Annotated in this window: 16 protein-coding genes and 7 tRNA genes; all 23 read right to left on the bottom strand. The window is 42.9% G+C overall.

What is annotated here, in order from left to right; translation table 11 throughout:
• Window positions 1–6: 6 nt before the first annotated feature.
• Complete coding sequence (locus L2740_RS03110; protein ID WP_248948629.1) at window positions 7–2,043, bottom strand: TonB-dependent receptor plug domain-containing protein; 2,037 nt, start codon at window positions 2,041–2,043, stop codon at window positions 7–9.
• 362 nt (window positions 2,044–2,405) lie between these two features.
• Window positions 2,406–2,867: a ClpXP protease specificity-enhancing factor gene (locus L2740_RS03105; protein WP_248948628.1), complete on the bottom strand. Its 462-nt coding sequence runs from the start codon at window positions 2,865–2,867 to the stop codon at window positions 2,406–2,408.
• Window positions 2,867–3,496 (bottom strand): stringent starvation protein SspA, encoded by a 630-nt coding sequence (gene sspA / locus L2740_RS03100; RefSeq protein WP_012156731.1) that lies wholly within the window; start codon window positions 3,494–3,496, stop codon window positions 2,867–2,869. The genes L2740_RS03105 and sspA overlap by 1 nt, the downstream gene beginning before the upstream one ends.
• Window positions 3,497–3,605: 109 nt before the next feature.
• The gene (locus L2740_RS03095) at window positions 3,606–4,301 is read right to left on the bottom strand and encodes a cytochrome c1 (protein ID WP_248472500.1); all 696 of its coding nucleotides are present in this window, start codon (window positions 4,299–4,301) and stop codon (window positions 3,606–3,608) included.
• Entirely contained in the window at window positions 4,301–5,515 is a 1,215-nt protein-coding gene (locus tag L2740_RS03090) for a cytochrome b (protein WP_248472498.1), read from the bottom strand. The genes L2740_RS03095 and L2740_RS03090 overlap by 1 nt, the downstream gene beginning before the upstream one ends.
• Window positions 5,515–6,105 (bottom strand): ubiquinol-cytochrome c reductase iron-sulfur subunit, encoded by a 591-nt coding sequence (petA, locus tag L2740_RS03085; RefSeq protein WP_248472496.1) that lies wholly within the window; start codon window positions 6,103–6,105, stop codon window positions 5,515–5,517. The genes L2740_RS03090 and petA overlap by 1 nt, the downstream gene beginning before the upstream one ends.
• Before the next feature lie 415 nt (window positions 6,106–6,520).
• Window positions 6,521–7,399, bottom strand: a complete 879-nt coding sequence (gene hflC / locus L2740_RS03080; protein WP_248948627.1) for a protease modulator HflC — start codon at window positions 7,397–7,399, stop codon at window positions 6,521–6,523.
• Between the two features lie 3 nt (window positions 7,400–7,402).
• Window positions 7,403–8,554, bottom strand: a complete 1,152-nt coding sequence (gene hflK / locus L2740_RS03075; protein WP_248948626.1) for an FtsH protease activity modulator HflK — start codon at window positions 8,552–8,554, stop codon at window positions 7,403–7,405.
• Window positions 8,555–8,603: 49 nt separating this feature from the next.
• Entirely contained in the window at window positions 8,604–9,899 is a 1,296-nt protein-coding gene (gene hflX / locus L2740_RS03070; RefSeq protein ID WP_248948625.1) for a ribosome rescue GTPase HflX, read from the bottom strand.
• Between the two features lie 20 nt (window positions 9,900–9,919).
• Entirely contained in the window at window positions 9,920–10,198 is a 279-nt protein-coding gene (gene hfq, locus L2740_RS03065) for an RNA chaperone Hfq (protein ID WP_028766005.1), read from the bottom strand.
• A 95-nt stretch (window positions 10,199–10,293) separates the two neighbouring features.
• Window positions 10,294–11,220, bottom strand: coding sequence for a tRNA (adenosine(37)-N6)-dimethylallyltransferase MiaA (miaA, locus tag L2740_RS03060; RefSeq protein ID WP_420833507.1), 927 nt, complete (start codon window positions 11,218–11,220; stop codon window positions 10,294–10,296).
• The gene (gene mutL, locus L2740_RS03055) at window positions 11,217–13,160 is read right to left on the bottom strand and encodes a DNA mismatch repair endonuclease MutL (RefSeq protein ID WP_248948623.1); all 1,944 of its coding nucleotides are present in this window, start codon (window positions 13,158–13,160) and stop codon (window positions 11,217–11,219) included. The genes miaA and mutL overlap by 4 nt, the downstream gene beginning before the upstream one ends.
• A gap of 19 nt (window positions 13,161–13,179) precedes the next feature.
• Complete coding sequence (locus tag L2740_RS03050; RefSeq protein ID WP_248948621.1) at window positions 13,180–14,508, bottom strand: N-acetylmuramoyl-L-alanine amidase; 1,329 nt, start codon at window positions 14,506–14,508, stop codon at window positions 13,180–13,182.
• The gene (tsaE, locus tag L2740_RS03045) at window positions 14,492–14,959 is read right to left on the bottom strand and encodes a tRNA (adenosine(37)-N6)-threonylcarbamoyltransferase complex ATPase subunit type 1 TsaE (protein ID WP_420833500.1); all 468 of its coding nucleotides are present in this window, start codon (window positions 14,957–14,959) and stop codon (window positions 14,492–14,494) included. The genes L2740_RS03050 and tsaE overlap by 17 nt, the downstream gene beginning before the upstream one ends.
• A gap of 89 nt (window positions 14,960–15,048) precedes the next feature.
• Window positions 15,049–16,527: an NAD(P)H-hydrate dehydratase gene (locus L2740_RS03040; RefSeq protein WP_248948613.1), complete on the bottom strand. Its 1,479-nt coding sequence runs from the start codon at window positions 16,525–16,527 to the stop codon at window positions 15,049–15,051.
• Between the two features lie 192 nt (window positions 16,528–16,719).
• Complete coding sequence (locus tag L2740_RS03035) at window positions 16,720–17,175, bottom strand: hypothetical protein (protein ID WP_248948612.1); 456 nt, start codon at window positions 17,173–17,175, stop codon at window positions 16,720–16,722.
• A gap of 747 nt (window positions 17,176–17,922) precedes the next feature.
• Window positions 17,923–17,998: transfer RNA gene (locus L2740_RS03030), tRNA-Gly, on the bottom strand.
• Between the two features lie 47 nt (window positions 17,999–18,045).
• Window positions 18,046–18,138, bottom strand: a tRNA-Gly gene (locus L2740_RS03025).
• 15 nt (window positions 18,139–18,153) lie between these two features.
• Window positions 18,154–18,229, bottom strand: a tRNA-Gly gene (locus L2740_RS03020).
• A gap of 16 nt (window positions 18,230–18,245) precedes the next feature.
• Window positions 18,246–18,321 (bottom strand) — tRNA-Gly (locus L2740_RS03015).
• A gap of 16 nt (window positions 18,322–18,337) precedes the next feature.
• Window positions 18,338–18,413, bottom strand: a tRNA-Gly gene (locus tag L2740_RS03010).
• A gap of 18 nt (window positions 18,414–18,431) precedes the next feature.
• A tRNA-Gly gene (locus L2740_RS03005) sits at window positions 18,432–18,531 on the bottom strand.
• A gap of 48 nt (window positions 18,532–18,579) precedes the next feature.
• Window positions 18,580–18,655 (bottom strand) — tRNA-Gly (locus L2740_RS03000).
• Window positions 18,656–18,686: the final 31 nt, after the last annotated feature.

The following is an 18,686-nucleotide window of genomic DNA, read 5'->3' as shown; positions in this document are numbered from 1 at the left end:
AATTCCTTAGAAGCGGTACTTTACGCCAACTTCATAAGAACGACCTTCGTTTGGCTGGCCGTATCCTTCGTAGTGCGACTCATCGAGTAGGTTATTAAGGTTCACATAAGCAGAAAGCTGCGGTGTGATTGCCTTTTTAATACCCATATCGATAGTTAAAGTATCAGACTCCCACTCTTGTGAGCGTTCATCGATTAGGATATCAGTGCGGTAACGAACACGTAGGTTGCTATCAATATCTAACCAAGGCTGATACCAGTTGACGATCGCAGTAACTGAATCTTTTGGAATATCACGGAAGTAATCAGAGTCGCGGTTTTCGCTCTTATTACGTGCGTGAGTATAAGTGTAATCAAGTGATAAACTGATGTTTTCGGTCAGCTGACTTAAGGTGCTGATCTCAATACCGTAAAACTCTGACTTACCAATGTTTTGGTAAACTTCAAGATCCCAACCTGGATCATTCGGATCCGGTAGATAGGTTTCAACAATTTTGTCACTGATATCGTGATAGAACAGACCCACATCTATGCTATTTAACAAACTATGGCTAAAGTCATTTTTCCAGCCTAAGGTGTAACTCGTATTACGTTCAGGCTTTAGATCGTGACGTGCACCAGTATCGTCAAACATCTCGGTGAAAGTGGCAAAACGTGTTTTTTGCGCGATAGAACCGTAAACAAGCCCAGCATTATCAAAGGTGTAGCTCATACCTAGCATAGGATCTAAGGTATCTGAGCCATCTTCACCCGGTGTTGCATCATTACCACGGTCTTCAACAATCGTTTGCTTATGCCAAGCAATACCTGCCACTACATTTAGCGCACCAAAGGTCATAGTATCTTCGGCTGCAACACTGATGGTATCAAGCTGAGAGCGCTCATAACCGTGAGAACGGTCTACATCTACGTAGGCAACATTCTTCTTTTTGTGCACATCATTTTTGTAGTTAACAGACAGGCTTAAGCTATTCCAGTCTGCTAATGCCATATCAGTGAATAAAGCGCCACCGGCAGTGTAGTCACTGTAGCTACTGGTTGCTAATTTAAGGTCTTTGTCAGGATTATCATATGAATCGTAGCTGTCGTTATGCATGTGGTAATAACCTAATGCACGCACTGTTAGCCAATCATTTACGCGGTGTAAACCACTTAGATCCATACCGGTATCTTTGTACTCTGAAATATCAGCAAAGCTACTAAAATCACTAAACACTTTGTTATAGCGAGTGTTGTATGGCAGCTCACGATCAGAGTCTAGGCTAAATACGCTGGCAAAAAGTTCTGTACTTTCATTAACATAGCCACCACGTACCCAAATATTAGTCGATTCGTAAGCTGAATTTTCGCGCTCCCCACCATCTTCAACAACCATCTGCTTAGGTAGATCGCCAAACTTGTCTTTAATATCAGAAAGAACTGGTTCAAAGTCATTCGACATACGCATCGCATCACGACCGCGGTGATCAACTGAAGCAAATAAGCTAAAACCATTTTTACCTAGACTGATTGAACCAGCCTGGTGGTTTTGCCCCATTTGACCAAATGAAGCGTTAATGTCACCACTAACACCTTCTTGGCCTTTCTTAGTGATAATGTTAACCACACCGCCCATGCCATTTGGGCCGTAAAGCACTGAAGATGCGCCTTTTACCACATCAATTTTAGCAATGATGTTAGCTGGAATTTGGTTAAGATCTAACTGACCATAGTTAGTTTCGTAATATGGCACACCGTCAAGTAAAATAAGCACTTTATCTTGCTCAAAGCCCTGAATAGTTAGGAACTTCTCACCTTTACTTGACTGAGCAACATGTACACCAGGTACATAATCCAAAGCATCGGCCGCAGTTTTTGCGCCAATCAGTTCGATCTGCTCTGCAGTCATAGTGTTATTGATAGCGATATCTTTAACACCGGTTTGCTCTGATACGACAATTTCACCAAGTGAAAACACGTCATTAGCTTCGTTAGCCAGTACAGCTTGGCTTGATAGTAGGCCGCTGATGATAATTGCGATTTTAGTATTTCTTGTTCTGATCACCTAAGACTCCGATCTGCTCGTTGTAGTGGCCAAGCTAACTTCTGTGGAATGTTATTTAGCCAAAAATTCGCGCGTATCTTAGACTTATTCTGCGGTTGCGAGTTATTACAAAGCTGAACTCTAGACAGTCATCACCTAATAAAAAACCAATTACGACATGACGACTTATTATTACATGACAGAAAGGACAAATAGTCACAAGTGGACAGATTGGGAGCATAGTTTGTCTACAAAACCTAAGAGCTCAGAGATGATTAATTTTTAGCTGCAATCAAGTGCGATAAATAATCCCTAATTTACAGGCACAAAAAAAGCCAGTCGATAGACTGGCTTTTAAATATCTTAAACCTAATAAACTAGATTTACTTCACCAAAGTAAGGTGACCGCGACGCTTAGGCTCTTTCGCCTCTGCAGTTTCGGCTTCAGGTTCGCTGGTTTCAACGACCGGCTCTTTCACTACTGAAAGTCCCGATTCTTCTTCGATGTCATCGTCAAGCTGATAAGCTTCTTCTAACTCAAAGACTGTACCTGCACCATTCTCTCTGGCATAGATAGCTACAATAGAAGCCATCGGCAATAGTACCTGCTGAGGAACTCCACCAAAACGCGCGCTGAACTCAATAAACTCATTAGTGATCTGTAGGCCACCTACAGCACTTTCAGTAATATTCAGTACAATTTGACCATCTTTAACATATTGCTGCGGAACTTGCGTGCCAGGCACATAAGCGTCTACAACAACATGGGGCGTTAACTGGTTATCCATCAACCAATCATAATAAGCCCGCAGCAAGTATGGACGGTTCGGGGTTAGCTCTTTCATTAGATACCCATGCGCATTTCGCGCTCAGTCTCAGTCAAAGATGCTTTAAATGATTCACGGTCGAATAAACGTGTCATGTAAGCTTTGATATCTTTAGCTGTACGGCTATCTAGCTCAATACCTAGAACAGGTAAACGCCATAATAGTGGGCCAAGGTAGCAATCAGCTAAACCAAACTCTTCGCTCATGAAGTAAGGCACTTCACCGAAAATTGGTGCAATAGCTGTTAAGCCTTCTTGAAGCTCTTTACGAGCTGCGTCAGCACGGTCGCCTTTACGGATACGCTCTACAAGTGCGTACCAGTCTTCCTCGATGCGGTGCATCCATAGGCGTGTTTGACCACGTGAAACCGGATAAACAGGCATTAGTGGAGGATGAGGGAAACGCTCATCTAGGTATTCCATAATGATACGAGAGTTATAAAGTACTAGCTCTCTGTCTACCAAAGTTGGCACTGTGTTGTACGGGTTAAGCTCGATCAAGTCTTCAGGGATCTCATTTGGATCAACTTGCAGAACGTCAACTGTTACACCTTTTTCAGCAAGCACGATACGTACTTGGTGGCTATAAAGGTCGTCTGCACCTGAATACAGGGTCATGATTGAGCGTTTATTGGCAGCAACAGCCATTGATACCCTCCGGGATTCACAAGTAAAAAGCAAAAAATGCAAACGTAAACGAGGAGCAAGGCTCCCCGTTTACAATTTGCGGATAATACATTCTAACCTTTATTTTAGGTTAGTGTACATCTTTCCAGTACTCTTTCTTTAAGAGGTAGGCCACAATAAAGAAAATAAATAAGAAGCCTAACACCCACCAACCTAGTCTTTCGCGCTCTAGCTTAATAGGGTCACCTGAGTAAACCAAAAATCCTGTGATATCACGAACCACTTGGTCATACTCTTCGGCAGATAATGCTCCACCGCTAGCGACGATTGTTCCATCTTCTTGTTTAACCGGAAGACCTTGAAGATCTTCTAGTACATGCGGCATACCAACCATAGGGAAAATTGTATTATTTACGCCAAATGGACGGCTTTCATCTTTATAAAAACCATGCAGATAAGAGTAAATCCAATCTTCACCACGCACTCGAGCAACTAAAGTTAGATCCGGTGGCGCCGCACCAAACCATTTAGCCGCGTCAGCGTCAGGAATGGCATTTTCCATTAGCTCGCCAATTTTAGCGCCTTCAGGAAGGTACTTAGCACGCATCTCATCAATCGGGATATTTAAATCCTCAGCAACGCGGCCATAGCGTTGATATTGAGTACTGTGACAACCTGCGCAGTTTTCTTGGAATAACTCCAACCCACGTTGCAGTGACTCAGTATCATTAAGATCGATATTAGCTTTATCAAGTGGGGCGCCACCACCAGCGGCAACCGCTAGTGTTGGAACCAATGCAACTAATGCTATAAGTAGTTTTTTCATTAGTGTGTCAACCTCTCTGGTACAGGCTTAGTCTTTTCGTTCTTACTGTAAATCCATAGGAACAAGAAGAAACCAAAGTAAGTTATCGTGAAGATACGCGCAGCGATTGTTAGAGCTGGAGTCGCTGGTACTGCACCTAAGTAACCTAATACTAAGAATGAAACTGCAAACTGACTGATGTTCAATTTGTGCGTCAAGCTACGGTAACGGATTGACTTAACGTTACAACGATCTAGCCATGGCAATATAAACAGCACGCCAATTGCCAAGCCCATACCGATAACACCCATCAGCTTATCTGGGATAGCACGTAAGATTGCGTAGAAAGGTGTGAAATACCAAACCGGTGCAATATGCTCTGGTGTCTTCATCGGGTTAGCCGCTTCAAAGTTCGGCTTTTCAAGGAAGTAACCACCACCTTCAGGCATAAAGAACAACACATAACAGAAAACAATTAGGAAGCCTGCGACGCCCATGATGTCTTTAACTGTGTAGTAAGGGTGGAATGGAATGCCATCTTTTGGCCAGCCATTTTCATCTTTGTTCTTTTTAATTTCGATACCGTCTGGGTTATTTGAACCCACTTCATGCAGTGCAATTAGGTGTAAGAACACCAACACAACAAGCACTAGTGGCAATGCAATTACATGCAAGGCGAAGAAACGGTTTAGGGTTGCGCCAGAGACAACAAAGTCACCGCGGATCCACAATGTTAGGTCATCGCCAATAACTGGGATTGCGCCAAACAATGAAATAATTACCTGTGCACCCCAGTAAGACATTTGTCCCCAAGGTAGCAAGTAACCCATAAATGCTTCAGCCATCAACACTAGGAAGATAAGCATACCGAATAGCCACAGAAGTTCTCTTGGCTTTTGGTATGAACCATAGATAAGACCACGGAACATATGCAGATAAATCACCACAAAGAAAGCGGAGGCCCCCGTGGAATGCATATATCTGAGTAACCAACCGTATTCAACATCACGCATGATGTATTCGATAGATGCGAATGCACCTTCGGCTGTTGGTACGTAGTTCATAGTTAACCAAATACCGGTCAGCAATTGGTTAACAAGTACTAACATGGCTAATGAACCAAAGAAGTACCAAAAATTAAAATTTGATGGTGTCGCATATTGGCCAACATGACGGTTGTAGGTTGCAGTCATGGGGATGCGTTCATCAATCCAGCTAACAATGTTCTTAACCATTACGCTGCTCCTTTATCAACACCAATTAGCACAGTGCTATCATCAAGATACTGATGCGGTGGGATAACCAAGTTCAACGGCGCTGGTACACCTTGGAATACACGACCAGCCATATCGAACTTAGAACCATGACAAGGACAGAAGAAGCCTGAAGCGACACCCTCTACTTGCTCACCAAATGTGTCTGGTAGGTAAGTTGGAGAACAACCAAGATGAGTACATAGGCCAACGGCTATGAAAAACTCAGCCTTAATTGAACGAACAGTATTCTGTGCATATGCAGGCTGCTGTGGTTCTACAGAGTCTGGATCGCGAAGTTGACCATCGATTGCTGGAAGACCATCCAAGATCTCCTGCGTACGGCGAACAACCCATACAGGTTTACCACGCCATTCAACTCGAATAAGTTGACCTGGCTCTACTTTACTAATGTTTACTTCTACCGGCGCACCTGCTGCTTTCGCTTTGGCACTCGGATTCCATGACTTTATAAACGGAACCGCTACAGCAGCGGCACCAGCACCACCAACTACGGCGGTGGCTGCGGTCAGAAATCTGCGACGTCCGGTATCGACTGGCGCATTGCTCATCCACTTGTCTCCAGAGAGTGTTGGAATTTTTGTTTTATCTGTCTTCTTCTAAGTTGAATCGAACTTAAATCGGATCCTAAACTTGAAGCGCGGCTCATTATAGCCAAAAATTAGAACCAGATCATAGTTAAAACGCTCAACTTAGTTAACTATGTTGCTTTTAGTGCTACTTCTGCATAAAAAGACCGCATCTGAACCAACATAATCGCTAAAAATTCGTAGCAGAACATTGCAAAATATTTCATTCATAGTCCACTAAATTAGCAACTTAGCTCATATTAGTGATTTTTTTACTGGCTATAATGCAATAGTTGACTCAATAGGTAGGAATTAACGCTAGCAAATAATATGGCGATTTTAAGACACAAAAAAGGCCTAACTAAGCGTTAGGCCTTTTAATTAACTATAAAGCTGACTATTTGCCAGTTGAGCTATTCATATATCTAAAGAACTCGCTGTTAGGCTCAAGCACCATGACGTCATTTTCGCCAGAGAAACTTGCTTTGTAAGCATCTAAGCTACGCATGAAGCTAAAGAACTCAGGGTCTTTAGTATATGCATCAGCATAAATCTTAGCAGCTTCAGCATCACCTTCACCACGAGTAGTCAGTGCTTTACGCTCTGCTTCTGCAGTTTGAATGGTTACACTTGCATCAGTCTTAGCACGAATGATTTCTGCTTGCTCTTGACCTTGAGCGCGGTGCTCTTTAGCCACAGCTTGACGTTCTGCACGCATACGCTGGTAGATACTAGTACTCACGTTTGCAGGTAAGTTAATTTGCTTAACTCGCACATCTACAACTTCAACACCTAAGTCTTCAGCACTCTCTGCTGCATTTTTAAGTGCGTCAGATTGCAGCTCATCACGGCTACCAGATACGATTTCTTTAATCGTACGACGACCGAACTCTGTGCGAAGGTCGTTGTTGATTTTACGCTGTAGCAACGTTTCTGCGTTCGCCTTAATACCGCCATTGGTAGAAAGATAGTAACGTTCGAAATCTTTAATACGCCATTTCACGTATGAATCGACCATTAAATCTTTCTTTTCAGAGGTAACAAAGCGATCTGCTGCGCCATCTAATGTCTGCACCCTTGCATCCATAAACTTGATCTTATCAAGCATAGGGATCTTAAAGTGAAGACCAGGGCTATAAACGCGCGTTACACCGTCATCTTTAAGTACTTTACCAAATCGAGAAACAATCGCTCTTTCGCCTTCGTTTACCACTAAAATTGAAGTCAAAGAGATAGCAATAAGTATTGCTACTATAATCGCTGTAAATCTACCCATTGCTTAGTTCCTCCCCGACGAGCGTTCACCACGTGATGGACGACCATCTAGTGGCATGCTGCTGTTATTATGAGTTGTACTATTAACTGACATAACAGGCGTAGCCGGTTTGCTCTTAGCACTTGCAGACTTATTAGACTGACTATTTTGCATCAACTTATCTAACGGCAGATACATTAAGTTGCCGCTATTTTTAGCATCAATAAGCACTTTGTTTGTACCACTCATAACATCTTGCATCGTATCGAAATACATACGTTCACGAGTGACTTCAGGTGCATCTTGATACTCAGGCAATAGCTGCTCAAAACGAGCCACTTTACCTTTAGCTTCTAGAATGACTCTTTGCTTATAAGCAATAGCTTGTTGGTCCATACGCTGTACAGTACCGCGAACCTTTGGCTCTAACTGACGAGAGTATGCTTCAGCCTCACGAATGAAACGTTGCTCATCCTCTTGCGCGGCAATCGCGTCATCAAAGGCATCTTTTACCTCTTCTGGTGGACGAGCTGGCAAGAAGTTAACGTCAACAACCGTAATACCTAGCTCGTATGGCTTGATAATACGTTCAATTTCATCCCAAGTATCACGACGAATTTTATCTCGACCTGTAGTCAAAATATCATCCATAGTGTTGTGACCAATAACATAACGTAACGCACTGTCTGTCGCTTCACGCAAACTCGCATCCGCATCAACTACGCTATAAAGGTAATCTTTTGCCTTACTAACACGATACTGAACGTCAAGTTGTACTAAAACCACGTTCTCATCGGCTGTTAGCATGCTGCCAGATGCAGGGATAGAGCGTACTGTTTGTACGTTTACCGGTGTCACTTCATCTATAAAAGTGGCTTTCCACTGAAGACCTGGATCGACTTCACCGATATATTCACCGAAACGTAGCGCAACACCTTTTTCAGCTTCTTTTACTGTATAGAAACCCGAAAGGCCCCACACAACAACCGCGATCACCAAAACAATAACTAAGCTAGCACCGCTTACGCTGCCACCAGAGCCATTGCCTTTGCCGCCAAAGCGCTTTGAAAGGTTACGAAAAACTTCATCTAAATCCGGTGGTCCTTTATCGTTACCACCTTTATTGCCATTTCCCCAAGGGTCTTGACCCTTGTTACCGGGCTCGTTCCAAGCCATTTAGTACTCCATAAGTGTATGAAATAAACGAGATTACTAAAATACTTAATTATGCGACGACTGGGTCGACCACAAAAGTCTCTATTTCACCTTGGCTCTGTTTTACCAATCGGCGCCAATCGGCATCCAATAAGCGAACAGAGATCATACAGTTCCCCAGATCGTCATACGCTTTCTGCTGTATTACATCCAGTTTATAAAACTGGCCGAGATAATGCCCTGCCGAAGCTGGGATTTGCAAGGTTAGCTCTTGAACCGCTTTACCAACGAGTTGATTAATCGCTTCTTCAACTAATTCCAAGCCTTTTTGCTGCTGAGCAGAAACCCAGACTCTAATCGGTGTCCCCTCATCATCGTAGTCGATGCGAGGTTTTACCTCATCCAATAGATCGATTTTATTGCAAACGATCAACTGTGGAATGTCATTAGCATCGATTTCTTTGAGCACTTTTTGCACTTGCTCAAAGTTATCCCCCATGTTTTCATCTGCGCTATCAACCACATGCAAAAGTAAATCTGCTTGTCGTGTCTCTTGCAGTGTTGCTTTAAAGGCCGCAACTAAATCATGGGGCAAATGCCGGATAAATCCAACGGTATCAGCTAAAACCACATCACCGTCAGGTAAATCTAATTTACGTAACGTTGGGTCTAACGTCGCAAAAAGTTGATCTGCAGCGTAAACATCTGACGAAGTTAAGCCATTAAACAGTGTCGATTTACCAGCATTGGTATAACCAACTAACGACACTGTCGACATCTCACTACGTTGTCTGGCTCTGCGACTCTGGTCGCGTTGCTTATCAACTTTTGCTAAACGACGGTTAATGGTGCTGATCCGGCCTCTCAACAAACGTCTATCCGTTTCTAGTTGAGTTTCACCGGGTCCTCGCAGACCAATACCACCTTTTTGACGTTCTAAGTGCGTCCAACCTCTGATTAGGCGTGTCGACATGTGGCGCAATTGCGCTAGCTCCACCTGTAACTTACCTTCAAATGTTCGCGCTCGTTGAGCGAAAATATCCAAGATCAAAGTCGTTCTGTCGAGTACCCTGCACTGACACAACTGCTCAAGATTTCGTTCTTGAGCTGGACTTAATGCGTGATTAAAAATCACCACATTGGCATCAGTAGCCGCAACCATCGCAGCCAATTCTTCTGCCTTACCTGAACCAACAAAAAACTTGCGGTCAGGTGAACGACGACTTGCTGAGATCACTCCAATTGACTGAGCACCTGCCGAGTCGACGAGCAACTTTAGTTCGTCTAAATCTTCTCGGTTGTTATCATCAGTAAAGTCGATATGGACAAGTACCGCTTTCTCTCCCGCCTCATAACGATCAAACAAAAAGCAATCTCCTTAACAAGTTACTTATCGTCGCCATCGTCATGCTGTGCGTTATAGCCAGCTTGAGCGTTTGTCGCTTGGTGGTTGCTCACGTTAAATGGACGTGAAGGCACCACTGTAGAAATGGCATGCTTGTAAACCATTTGGCTCACAGTGTTTTTAAGCAAAATAACAAACTGATCAAAAGACTCAACTTGTCCTTGTAGCTTAATGCCGTTAACAAGATAAATAGATACTGGAACGCGTTCACGACGCAATGCGTTCAAAAACGGGTCTTGTAAAGATTGCCCCTTTGCCATTTTCTAATTTCCTTTTTAATTAAAATTAATAGTTATTCTAAGCATACTAAAACTTTTATCTTTGGTTTTAGTATTATACAGCTACAGCTAATAAGCTAGCGACTATGTCGCATTACTGTAGCAAGATTATTTTCAGCCCCGCTTTCTAGCCAGATTAAATCAGGCCAACCGCGTAACCATGTTAATTGACGCTTAGCCAATTGCCTAGTAGCAACAATAGCTTTTTCGACCATAGTTTCATAGTCAATTTCACCATCAAGATACTGCCAACACTGACGATATCCTACACAACGCATAGAGGGCAGATCCAAATGCAAATCACCGCGAGCCTTTAATTGCTCAACCTCGCTAGTAAACCCTTGTGCTAACATGGTGTTAAATCGTTTCTCTATAGCCCTATGTAACACCTTTCTATCACTTGGTGCAATCGCAAATTGCACTGCTTGATAAGGGAATGCATCAGATTTTATTTTTGTTAGCTCAGTTAAAGACTGACCAGAAATACGATAAACCTCTAATGCTCGTGCTAAACGCTGCGGATCATTAGGGTGAATTCGCTCAGCAGAAACAGGATCAATTTCTCTTAACTGGTCGTGCATTACCTGCCAGCCAAGCTCCTCTGCTTCTTCTGCAATTTGTTTTCGAACGTCTTCATCTGCCGCTGGTAAAGGCGACAAACCTTCTAACAACGCTTTGAAATACATCATGGTACCGCCAACAAGTAGCGGCGTTTTACCACGACTAAGAATATCTTCTATTTGCGCTAACGCATCGCGTCTAAAGTCTGCGGCAGAATAGCTCTGCTGTGGATCAATTATATCGATCAGTTTATGCGGCGCAGCAGCTTGCTCAGCAGCATCAGGCTTTGCGGTGCCAATATCCATCTCTTTGTAGATCAACGCTGAGTCTACTGAGATAATTTCACAGTCGTACTGCTTTACAAGCTCAATCGCTAATGCGGTTTTCCCTGAGGCTGTTGGCCCCATTAAGGTGATAACCTTTTGTGATTTTTTATCGCTCACTGTGACTTTTCTTTTATCCATTGCTCCCAAGGTAACTCTTGAGATTGACTATGAAGCTCATGCTGCGTTTCTTCAGGCAACGTATTGAGCGCATTCCACGCCTCTTTTGCAGAGGTAAAACGATTAGCGCCTTGCTGCGCCAGCCACTTAACTAAGGCTTCATCGCTCGGTAACTCAAATCTAATCCATTGCAACAACTCAGGAATTAGACTCGCCAATTGGCTATCTCTTAGATATGGGGGCACTTTCTTAATAATCAACTGCCCCAAGCGAATAGATAGCTCAATGCCTAACTTTCGCAGCAATTGCTCACGTTCATCGATAAGGGACTGCCAGTCATCATCGGCAGTAACAGCAACGGGCATTAATAGCGGCTGACCAACAAGCCCTTGAGAAAATTTTGCTGCAATCTCGGCTTTCATCGCAACATTTGCCACCAGCGCTATCTTTAGCAGAGAAATTTTATCGTCTTTCGCTAACAGCCAATACTCTCCGGCAATAACTGCTGGCATAGCAATGACATTTGCGTCATCAGCCAACATACCACTCTGCCTTGTGGGTATGTGTCCAGAGTAGCTATGATTTTGCTGGCTATTGGCAGTGCTAGCCGGCGTATTTTGTTGCTGATAGCCTTGAGTTGTTAGCAGCTCACCATAAGCTCGAATGCTGCTTTGAGAAGGTAAATTAACCTCTGGGCGTGCTGTTGATTTTAACGGGCTACGGTAGCTTGAGCCTGATCCACTTGAGTAATCTTGCTGACTTCTTCCTGATTGACTGTCGCGAACTTCTGACGAAGCGAAAGACTCTCGAGGCTTATGCTCATTCAAACTTTCGCCGCTAGACTCATCTGGGTATTGGACAGTGCTATGCTCACTCACAGCGCCTCGAGTGGCTCCTTGCTGCTCAGTCCAAAGTGCATCGTTATCACTACTCGGCAAAACCTGCACGGATTGCGACATTGCAGATTGCAAGGCTTGTAAAATAAAGTCATGTACATAACGACTTTGATGAAAACGTACCTCATGCTTGGCCGGATGCACATTAACATCAACTTGATGAGGATCAAGATCGAGCATAAGCACGTAGCCAGGCGACACGCCTTCTGCAAACTGTGCAAAAGCTTGCCGTACAGCATGATTGACCAATCTATCTTTTACTAGGCGACCATTTACATAAAAATATTGAGTTTCACTGTAACCATTTGCAGCACTCGGTGACTGCAAATAACCACTTAGCTTTAGATCGTTATGCTCGCATTCAATGCGCAAGCAGGTTTCTGCAAACGCTTTGCCACAAACTAAACCTAAACGCTGAACATATTGGATTTCAGTATTAGCTGGGCGATAATTTCGAACTGTTTTACCGTTATTTTTTAGGGTGAAGTGGATATCACGTCTTGCCAAGGCAATTCGCTTTAACCACTCATCAATATGGGTAAATTCGGTTTTATCGCTTTTTAAGAAACGGCGTCTAGCTGGCGTGTTGAAAAACAGGTCAACCGCTTCAACTGTTGAGCCTACTGGATGCGCAGCAGGTAACACCTTAACTGCCATCTCAGTGCCTTCTGCGTGCGCTTGCCAAGCTTCTGTTTGCTCAGCGGTACGCGAGGTCAAAATAAGCCGTGAAACCGAGCTAATACTTGCCAGCGCTTCGCCGCGAAACCCAAAACTCAAAATAGCTTCTAAATCATCAAGAGATTTAAGCTTAGAAGTAGCATGTCGAGATAAAGCTAAGCTGAGATCTTCTTTAGGGATCCCCGAGCCATTATCTCGAATTCGAATAAGTTTGGCACCGCCCTTTTCAATCTCGATATCTACGCGAGTTGCCCCCGCATCGAGACTGTTTTCAACTAGCTCTTTGATCACTGACGCTGGTCGTTCAACAACTTCTCCAGCAGCGATCTGGTTTGCAAGTTGTGGCGGTAACTTTTCTATAGCCATGGTTTACTCTTAATACAGCCTAAGCTCTTGGAATTATCAGTTTTTGACCAATGCGAATACTATTTGATTTAAGGTTGTTAGCTTGCTTAAGTTTGCTAACCGAGATCTGATAGCGCTGAGCAATTACAGATAAAGATTCACCACTACGTACCTTGTGCTCGATGCTACTTTTGCTCGCCAATAGTGAATTCACCGGCGGATTTTGTTCGAAGTATTTCAGCACACCTTTATGGATAGCATTAGCAACATTGTTTTGGTGATCTCTTTGCGACAATAAACGCTCTTCTTTTGGATTAGAGATAAAGCCCGTTTCCACCAAAATAGAAGGAATATCTGGCGATTTAAGCACCGCAAAACTTGCTGACTCAGGTTTATGTTTGTGTAATTTTGTCACACGCCCTAAGTTCGACAATACATCACCAGCAATATTGTGACTAATTGCCATTGAGCGGTCCATAGACATATCAAGCAAAGTCATCGCAAGATATTGCTCATTATCAGTATTTTGAATAATTTCGCCCGCACCGCCGAGTAGTTCTGAATGCTTCTCTTTTTGTTCTAACCAACGACCGATTTCACTGTTTGCACGGCGCATAGATAACACCCACACAGAGGCGCCCCGCGGTTGCGGTGAAGTAAATGCATCTGCATGAATAGAAATAAGTAGATCAGCCTTACTGTTACGGGCAATTTCAGAGCGTTTATTTAAATTAACGAAATAGTCGCCGGTACGCGTCATTACAGCACGCATCCCTGGAGTGGCATTAATCTTTTGAGCTACTTTTTTCGATATTTCTAACACTAATTTCTTTTCGTAAATCCCGGTAGGGCCAATTGAACCTGGATCCTCACCACCATGACCAGCATCAATAGCAATAACCACATCTCGCAATTTGGTTGTGGCTTTAGGTTTACTGATTGCAGGTTGTTTTGCTTTAGCACCGCCGCTATCAAGATCGACCACTAGGCGATTGCCATAAGGCGCTGTTGGTGGCAATGCAAATAAACTTGCTTTTACAGGTTTATTTAAGTCAATAACTAAACGTAAAGTACCTTTTTCAGGCGGCGTACTTTTACGGACTTTTTTAACCAGTTTGCTGTTATTTTTGATTTTTCCAAGATCGACTTTACTAGAAGACTTTTTCAAATCTACCACTAAACGATCTGGGTTTTTCAGGGTGAAATAGCTGTAATCAGGCGACTGACTTAAGTCAAATACCAGACGTGTCGATTCCGGAGCAGCCCAAATTCTTACGCTATCGAGCTTATTGGCACTCTGCGCAAAAAATGACGTCCCAAGACTAACTAAAAGTAAAAATAATCTAAATATATTACTGTTTCTTATCATTATTATTTAAAGCCACTAATATCTTTTCACCTACAGACGAAAGTGCTTGTAATTCCACCTCTCGCTCAGTATTAACATATTTAATATGGATATGTATATCAGCAGCAGGTAATAAACCATGACCACGATCGGGCCACTCTACAATACATAGGCTACGCTCAGTGAAGTAATCACGGATCCCCATAAACTCTAATTCTTCAGGATCATACAAACGATATAGATCGAAGTGATACACATCTAGGCCACTTAACTCATAAGGTTCAACTAAGGTATAAGTCGGACTTTTTACCGCACCTTCATGGCCTAAACTTTGGATCAGACCACGACTGAATGTGGTTTTTCCTGCGCCAAGATCACCACTTAAATAGATAGTTAACGGTGGAGTAATCAGAGCCGCAAGCTTAGTTCCTAGCGCAACAGTATCTTGTTCGTTTTTTAAATTTAATATCATTGATTGCGTATTCATTCCGAATCGAAAAGCGCCCTAATAGCATTACTGGTAGAATGCGGTACTTTAACCTAATCACCTAGATTTCTAAACTAGATTTGATTAACTAACTGGCGAATGTAAGGCATTAAATCACTGGCTAGCATACCCCGCTCACCAGATACTGCGGCAATATCAGCTGCTTCACCATGAATAATAACGCCCAAGTAAGCCGCGTCAAAGTTAGTAAAACCCTGCGCCATTAAACCGCCAATTATCCCCGCAAGTACATCACCACAACCACCACTCGCTAACCCGGGGTTACCAACAGCAGCGACAACACAATTGGCATCATCGCAAATAATAGTGCCAGCTCCTTTTAATACGATCACACCGCCGTACTTTTGTTGCAATTGTCTAGCGGCTTTATATCTATCAAGCTCAACTTCAGCTGTTGTGATCCCTAAAAGCCTTGCCGCTTCGCCAGGGTGTGGCGTTAGCACCCAACTTTTCCCCGTCATGGGAACTGTTTTTAATTGGTTTAGACCGTCTGCGTCGATAACACAGGGCTTATCTGTTAAATCCACCGCCTTTAACAAGTTATAACCCCAATCGTTGGTGCCAAGACCAGGACCAATAACAAGCACTGATGCCCAGCCTAACTTTAGGTAAACCTCCATATCAACTAACTCACAGCCCCAAAACATTAACTCAGGTCTTGTAGCACTGATAATAAATTGATGTTCAGGTCGTGATATTACCGTCACTAATCCTGCGCCACTGCGTAAACAGCCTTCAGCAGCAAGACGCACAGCACCAGCCATACCATAGTCACCGCCTATAATAGAAACCTTACCGTGGCAGCCTTTATGTGCATCTCTTCTTCGGGGTAGAAAGCATCCATCGAGTGCTACCTTGGTAACTTGCCATGCACTTGGGTTAGGTAAAAACTCAGTAAGTCCGATATCGGCAAGTTCTATCTCAGGACAACAGTGTCGAGCCTTACCTGTTAACAAGCCTTGCTTTATCGCACCAAAGGTTAACGTTAAATCAGACTCAATCGCGATAGCTTCATAACAGCCAGTATCTGGGTCTATGCCTGATGGCACATCTAAACTTAATACCCAAGCAGCACTTTGATTTACCGTTTTAATTATTTGTGCATATTCAGTAGATAATTCACCACAAATACCGGTGCCCAATAGCCCATCAAGTATGATGCTAGCACTTTTGATATCGGCATGATTAAACTCAGCGATGACACCGCCTGCTTGAATAAAGCGCTCAATTGCCAAAGTTAACTCATGAGTTGGATGACGCCCCCTGCTGCACTGGAGCTGCACATTGACGCCAGCTTCGAGTAATAGTGCTGCGGTAACAAATGCATCGGCGCCATTATTGCCATGACCAGCTAAGACTAAAACATCGCTGCAAGAGGCTCGGCGCGCTTGTAGTAACTCAAAAGCTGCGCGTGCCGCTTTCTCCACAAACTGGTATAAACTCACCCCACCATGATCAACAGCATCTATTTCAGCTTGCCTGACTTGCTGATTCAGATATAACGGTGTTGATAGTCGGTTAAGTTCACTCATTTTCTCAGCTCCTGATTCTGCTTTACAGATACTGTAATAGCTTATAAGTCGTGGATTAATTGCATATGAAAGCTGACAGTCTTGACCACGCCTAAATGTGATCTTGACCAATTGTAGCCAAATTGATTCATTTATAGTCTTGCGATAAAAAAGGCACCTTTCGGTGCCTTAGTATCATCAAACTCATTAGCCTTAAATATCATCCATGCGAATGCTGCTATGGACTAGGCGCTGCTGCTGGGTTCTTTTAGCTCTGACAAGATCTTCTAAAGCACCTTTAGTTTCTTGGGTTGCTGAAGAGCCTGCCGTTTTCTCGATGAGATCGATCAAAAGGTTATCTAAGGCCAAGTGCTGCTCAAGCACATCTTCTTCTGTCATATTTCCAGGTAAGTTCAATTTCTGACATCTAGCAATAAAGTCTTCAAATACAATGTCTTTATACCAAGTATCTAGCACTCTCTTCGGAGCATCATCAATATAGTTTTCTAACTTCTCTGCAGCTTCTCGCTCATGTTGCTGGAAGTACTCCAACATTAATTTCACTCTAGAAGAGTCTGCTTGAGCATGCAGTCGTCCATATAGTTTTGCCATCTCTATACGACATGACACAACATAGTCTAAAAGTTCACTCAATTGTTGAATTCGCATCTATCACTCCCTAGATAGCCTGTTTGAATAGGCTGCTGAAATATAACTCTGTACTGATTATGGTATGAAAAAACATCCATAAATTTGAGCAACATCAAGTTTTAGTCCTAGCAAAGCTATTTAGTTTAGCGTTTGTTAAAGAAACACAACATTGATCACACGATAAAAATAGCTTAGGAGAAAGTTATAGTCACTTTAGGTTTGAACAACTGCGATGTTATAGAACGTGTTTTTTTATCGACTGTTTATGCACGCAGGCTATAGATTGGCAAATATAGCAGCAGGATTTCTACGGGAAAACAGAGCTAATGCCGCATAAAACTATGGTTTTACTAAGGTTTGATTTGAGATATTTGAGAATGTGCAGAGGAAGATTGGAGCGACTTTAGTTTTAACAAGAGTGATTTAAACAAGAGTGGGTTCGAACCGACTGCTTATAAAAAATAGGGCTATACCTTGGCAAAAAACAGGTATCAACATTTCTACGAGCGCAACTGAGCTAATGCCGCATAAATATTTTGGTTTTATTCAAGTTTGATTTGAGATATCTGAGAATGTGCAGAGGAAGATTGGAGCGAGCTTTTGATTTAAACAAGAGTGGGTTCGAACCGATGACCTATACCTTGGCAAAAAAAAGGTATCAACATTTCTACGAGCGCAACTGAGCTAATGTCGCATAAACAAGGTCTGTGACTATCTTCTTAAGTTTGGTTTGGAATTTAAACAGAATAACACAAGGAGGAAGATTGGAGCGACATATCGGGTTCGAACCGATGACCTATACCTTGGCAAGGTATCGCTCTACCAACTGAGCTAATGTCGCATAAATCTTTTTTACTTACCGGACTTGGTGTTCCCATAAGCTTTAATTGGAGCGACATATCGGGTTCGAACCGATGACCTATACCTTGGCAAGGTATCGCCCTTTTGCTCTAAATAAAGAGTCAACTGAGCTAATGTCGCACAATCTTTTAAATTTGGAGCGACATATCGGGTTCGAACCGATGACCTATACCTTGGCAAGGTATCGCTCTACCAACTGAGCTAATGTCGCGTAAATCTTTTAAATTTGGAGCGACATATCGGGTTCGAACCGATGACCTATACCTTGGCAAGGTATCGCTCTACCAACTGAGCTAATGTCGCGTAAATCTTTTAAATTTGGAGCGACATATCGGGTTCGAACCGATGACCTATACCTTGGCAAGGTATCGCTCTACCAACTGAGCTAATGTCGCATTTCAACTTTTAAAAATTGGAGCGACATATCGGATTCGAAATAAATAACCGATGACTTATACCTTGGTAAGGTATCGCCCTTTTGCTCTCATAAAGAGTCAACTGAGCTAATGTCGCATAAATCTTTTTTACTTACCGGACTTGGTGTTCCCATAAGTTTTAATTTGGAGCGACATATCGGGTTCGAACCGATGACCTATACCTTGGCAAGGTATCGCTCTACCAACTGAGCTAATGTCGCATTTCAACTTTTAAAAATTGGAGCGACATAT

It is taken from the genome of Shewanella pneumatophori (assembly GCF_023283895.1).
Taxonomy (GTDB): domain Bacteria; phylum Pseudomonadota; class Gammaproteobacteria; order Enterobacterales; family Shewanellaceae; genus Shewanella; species Shewanella pneumatophori.
Note: the sequence above shows the minus strand (reverse complement) of the source record. Positions and strands in the feature narration are given on the sequence as shown.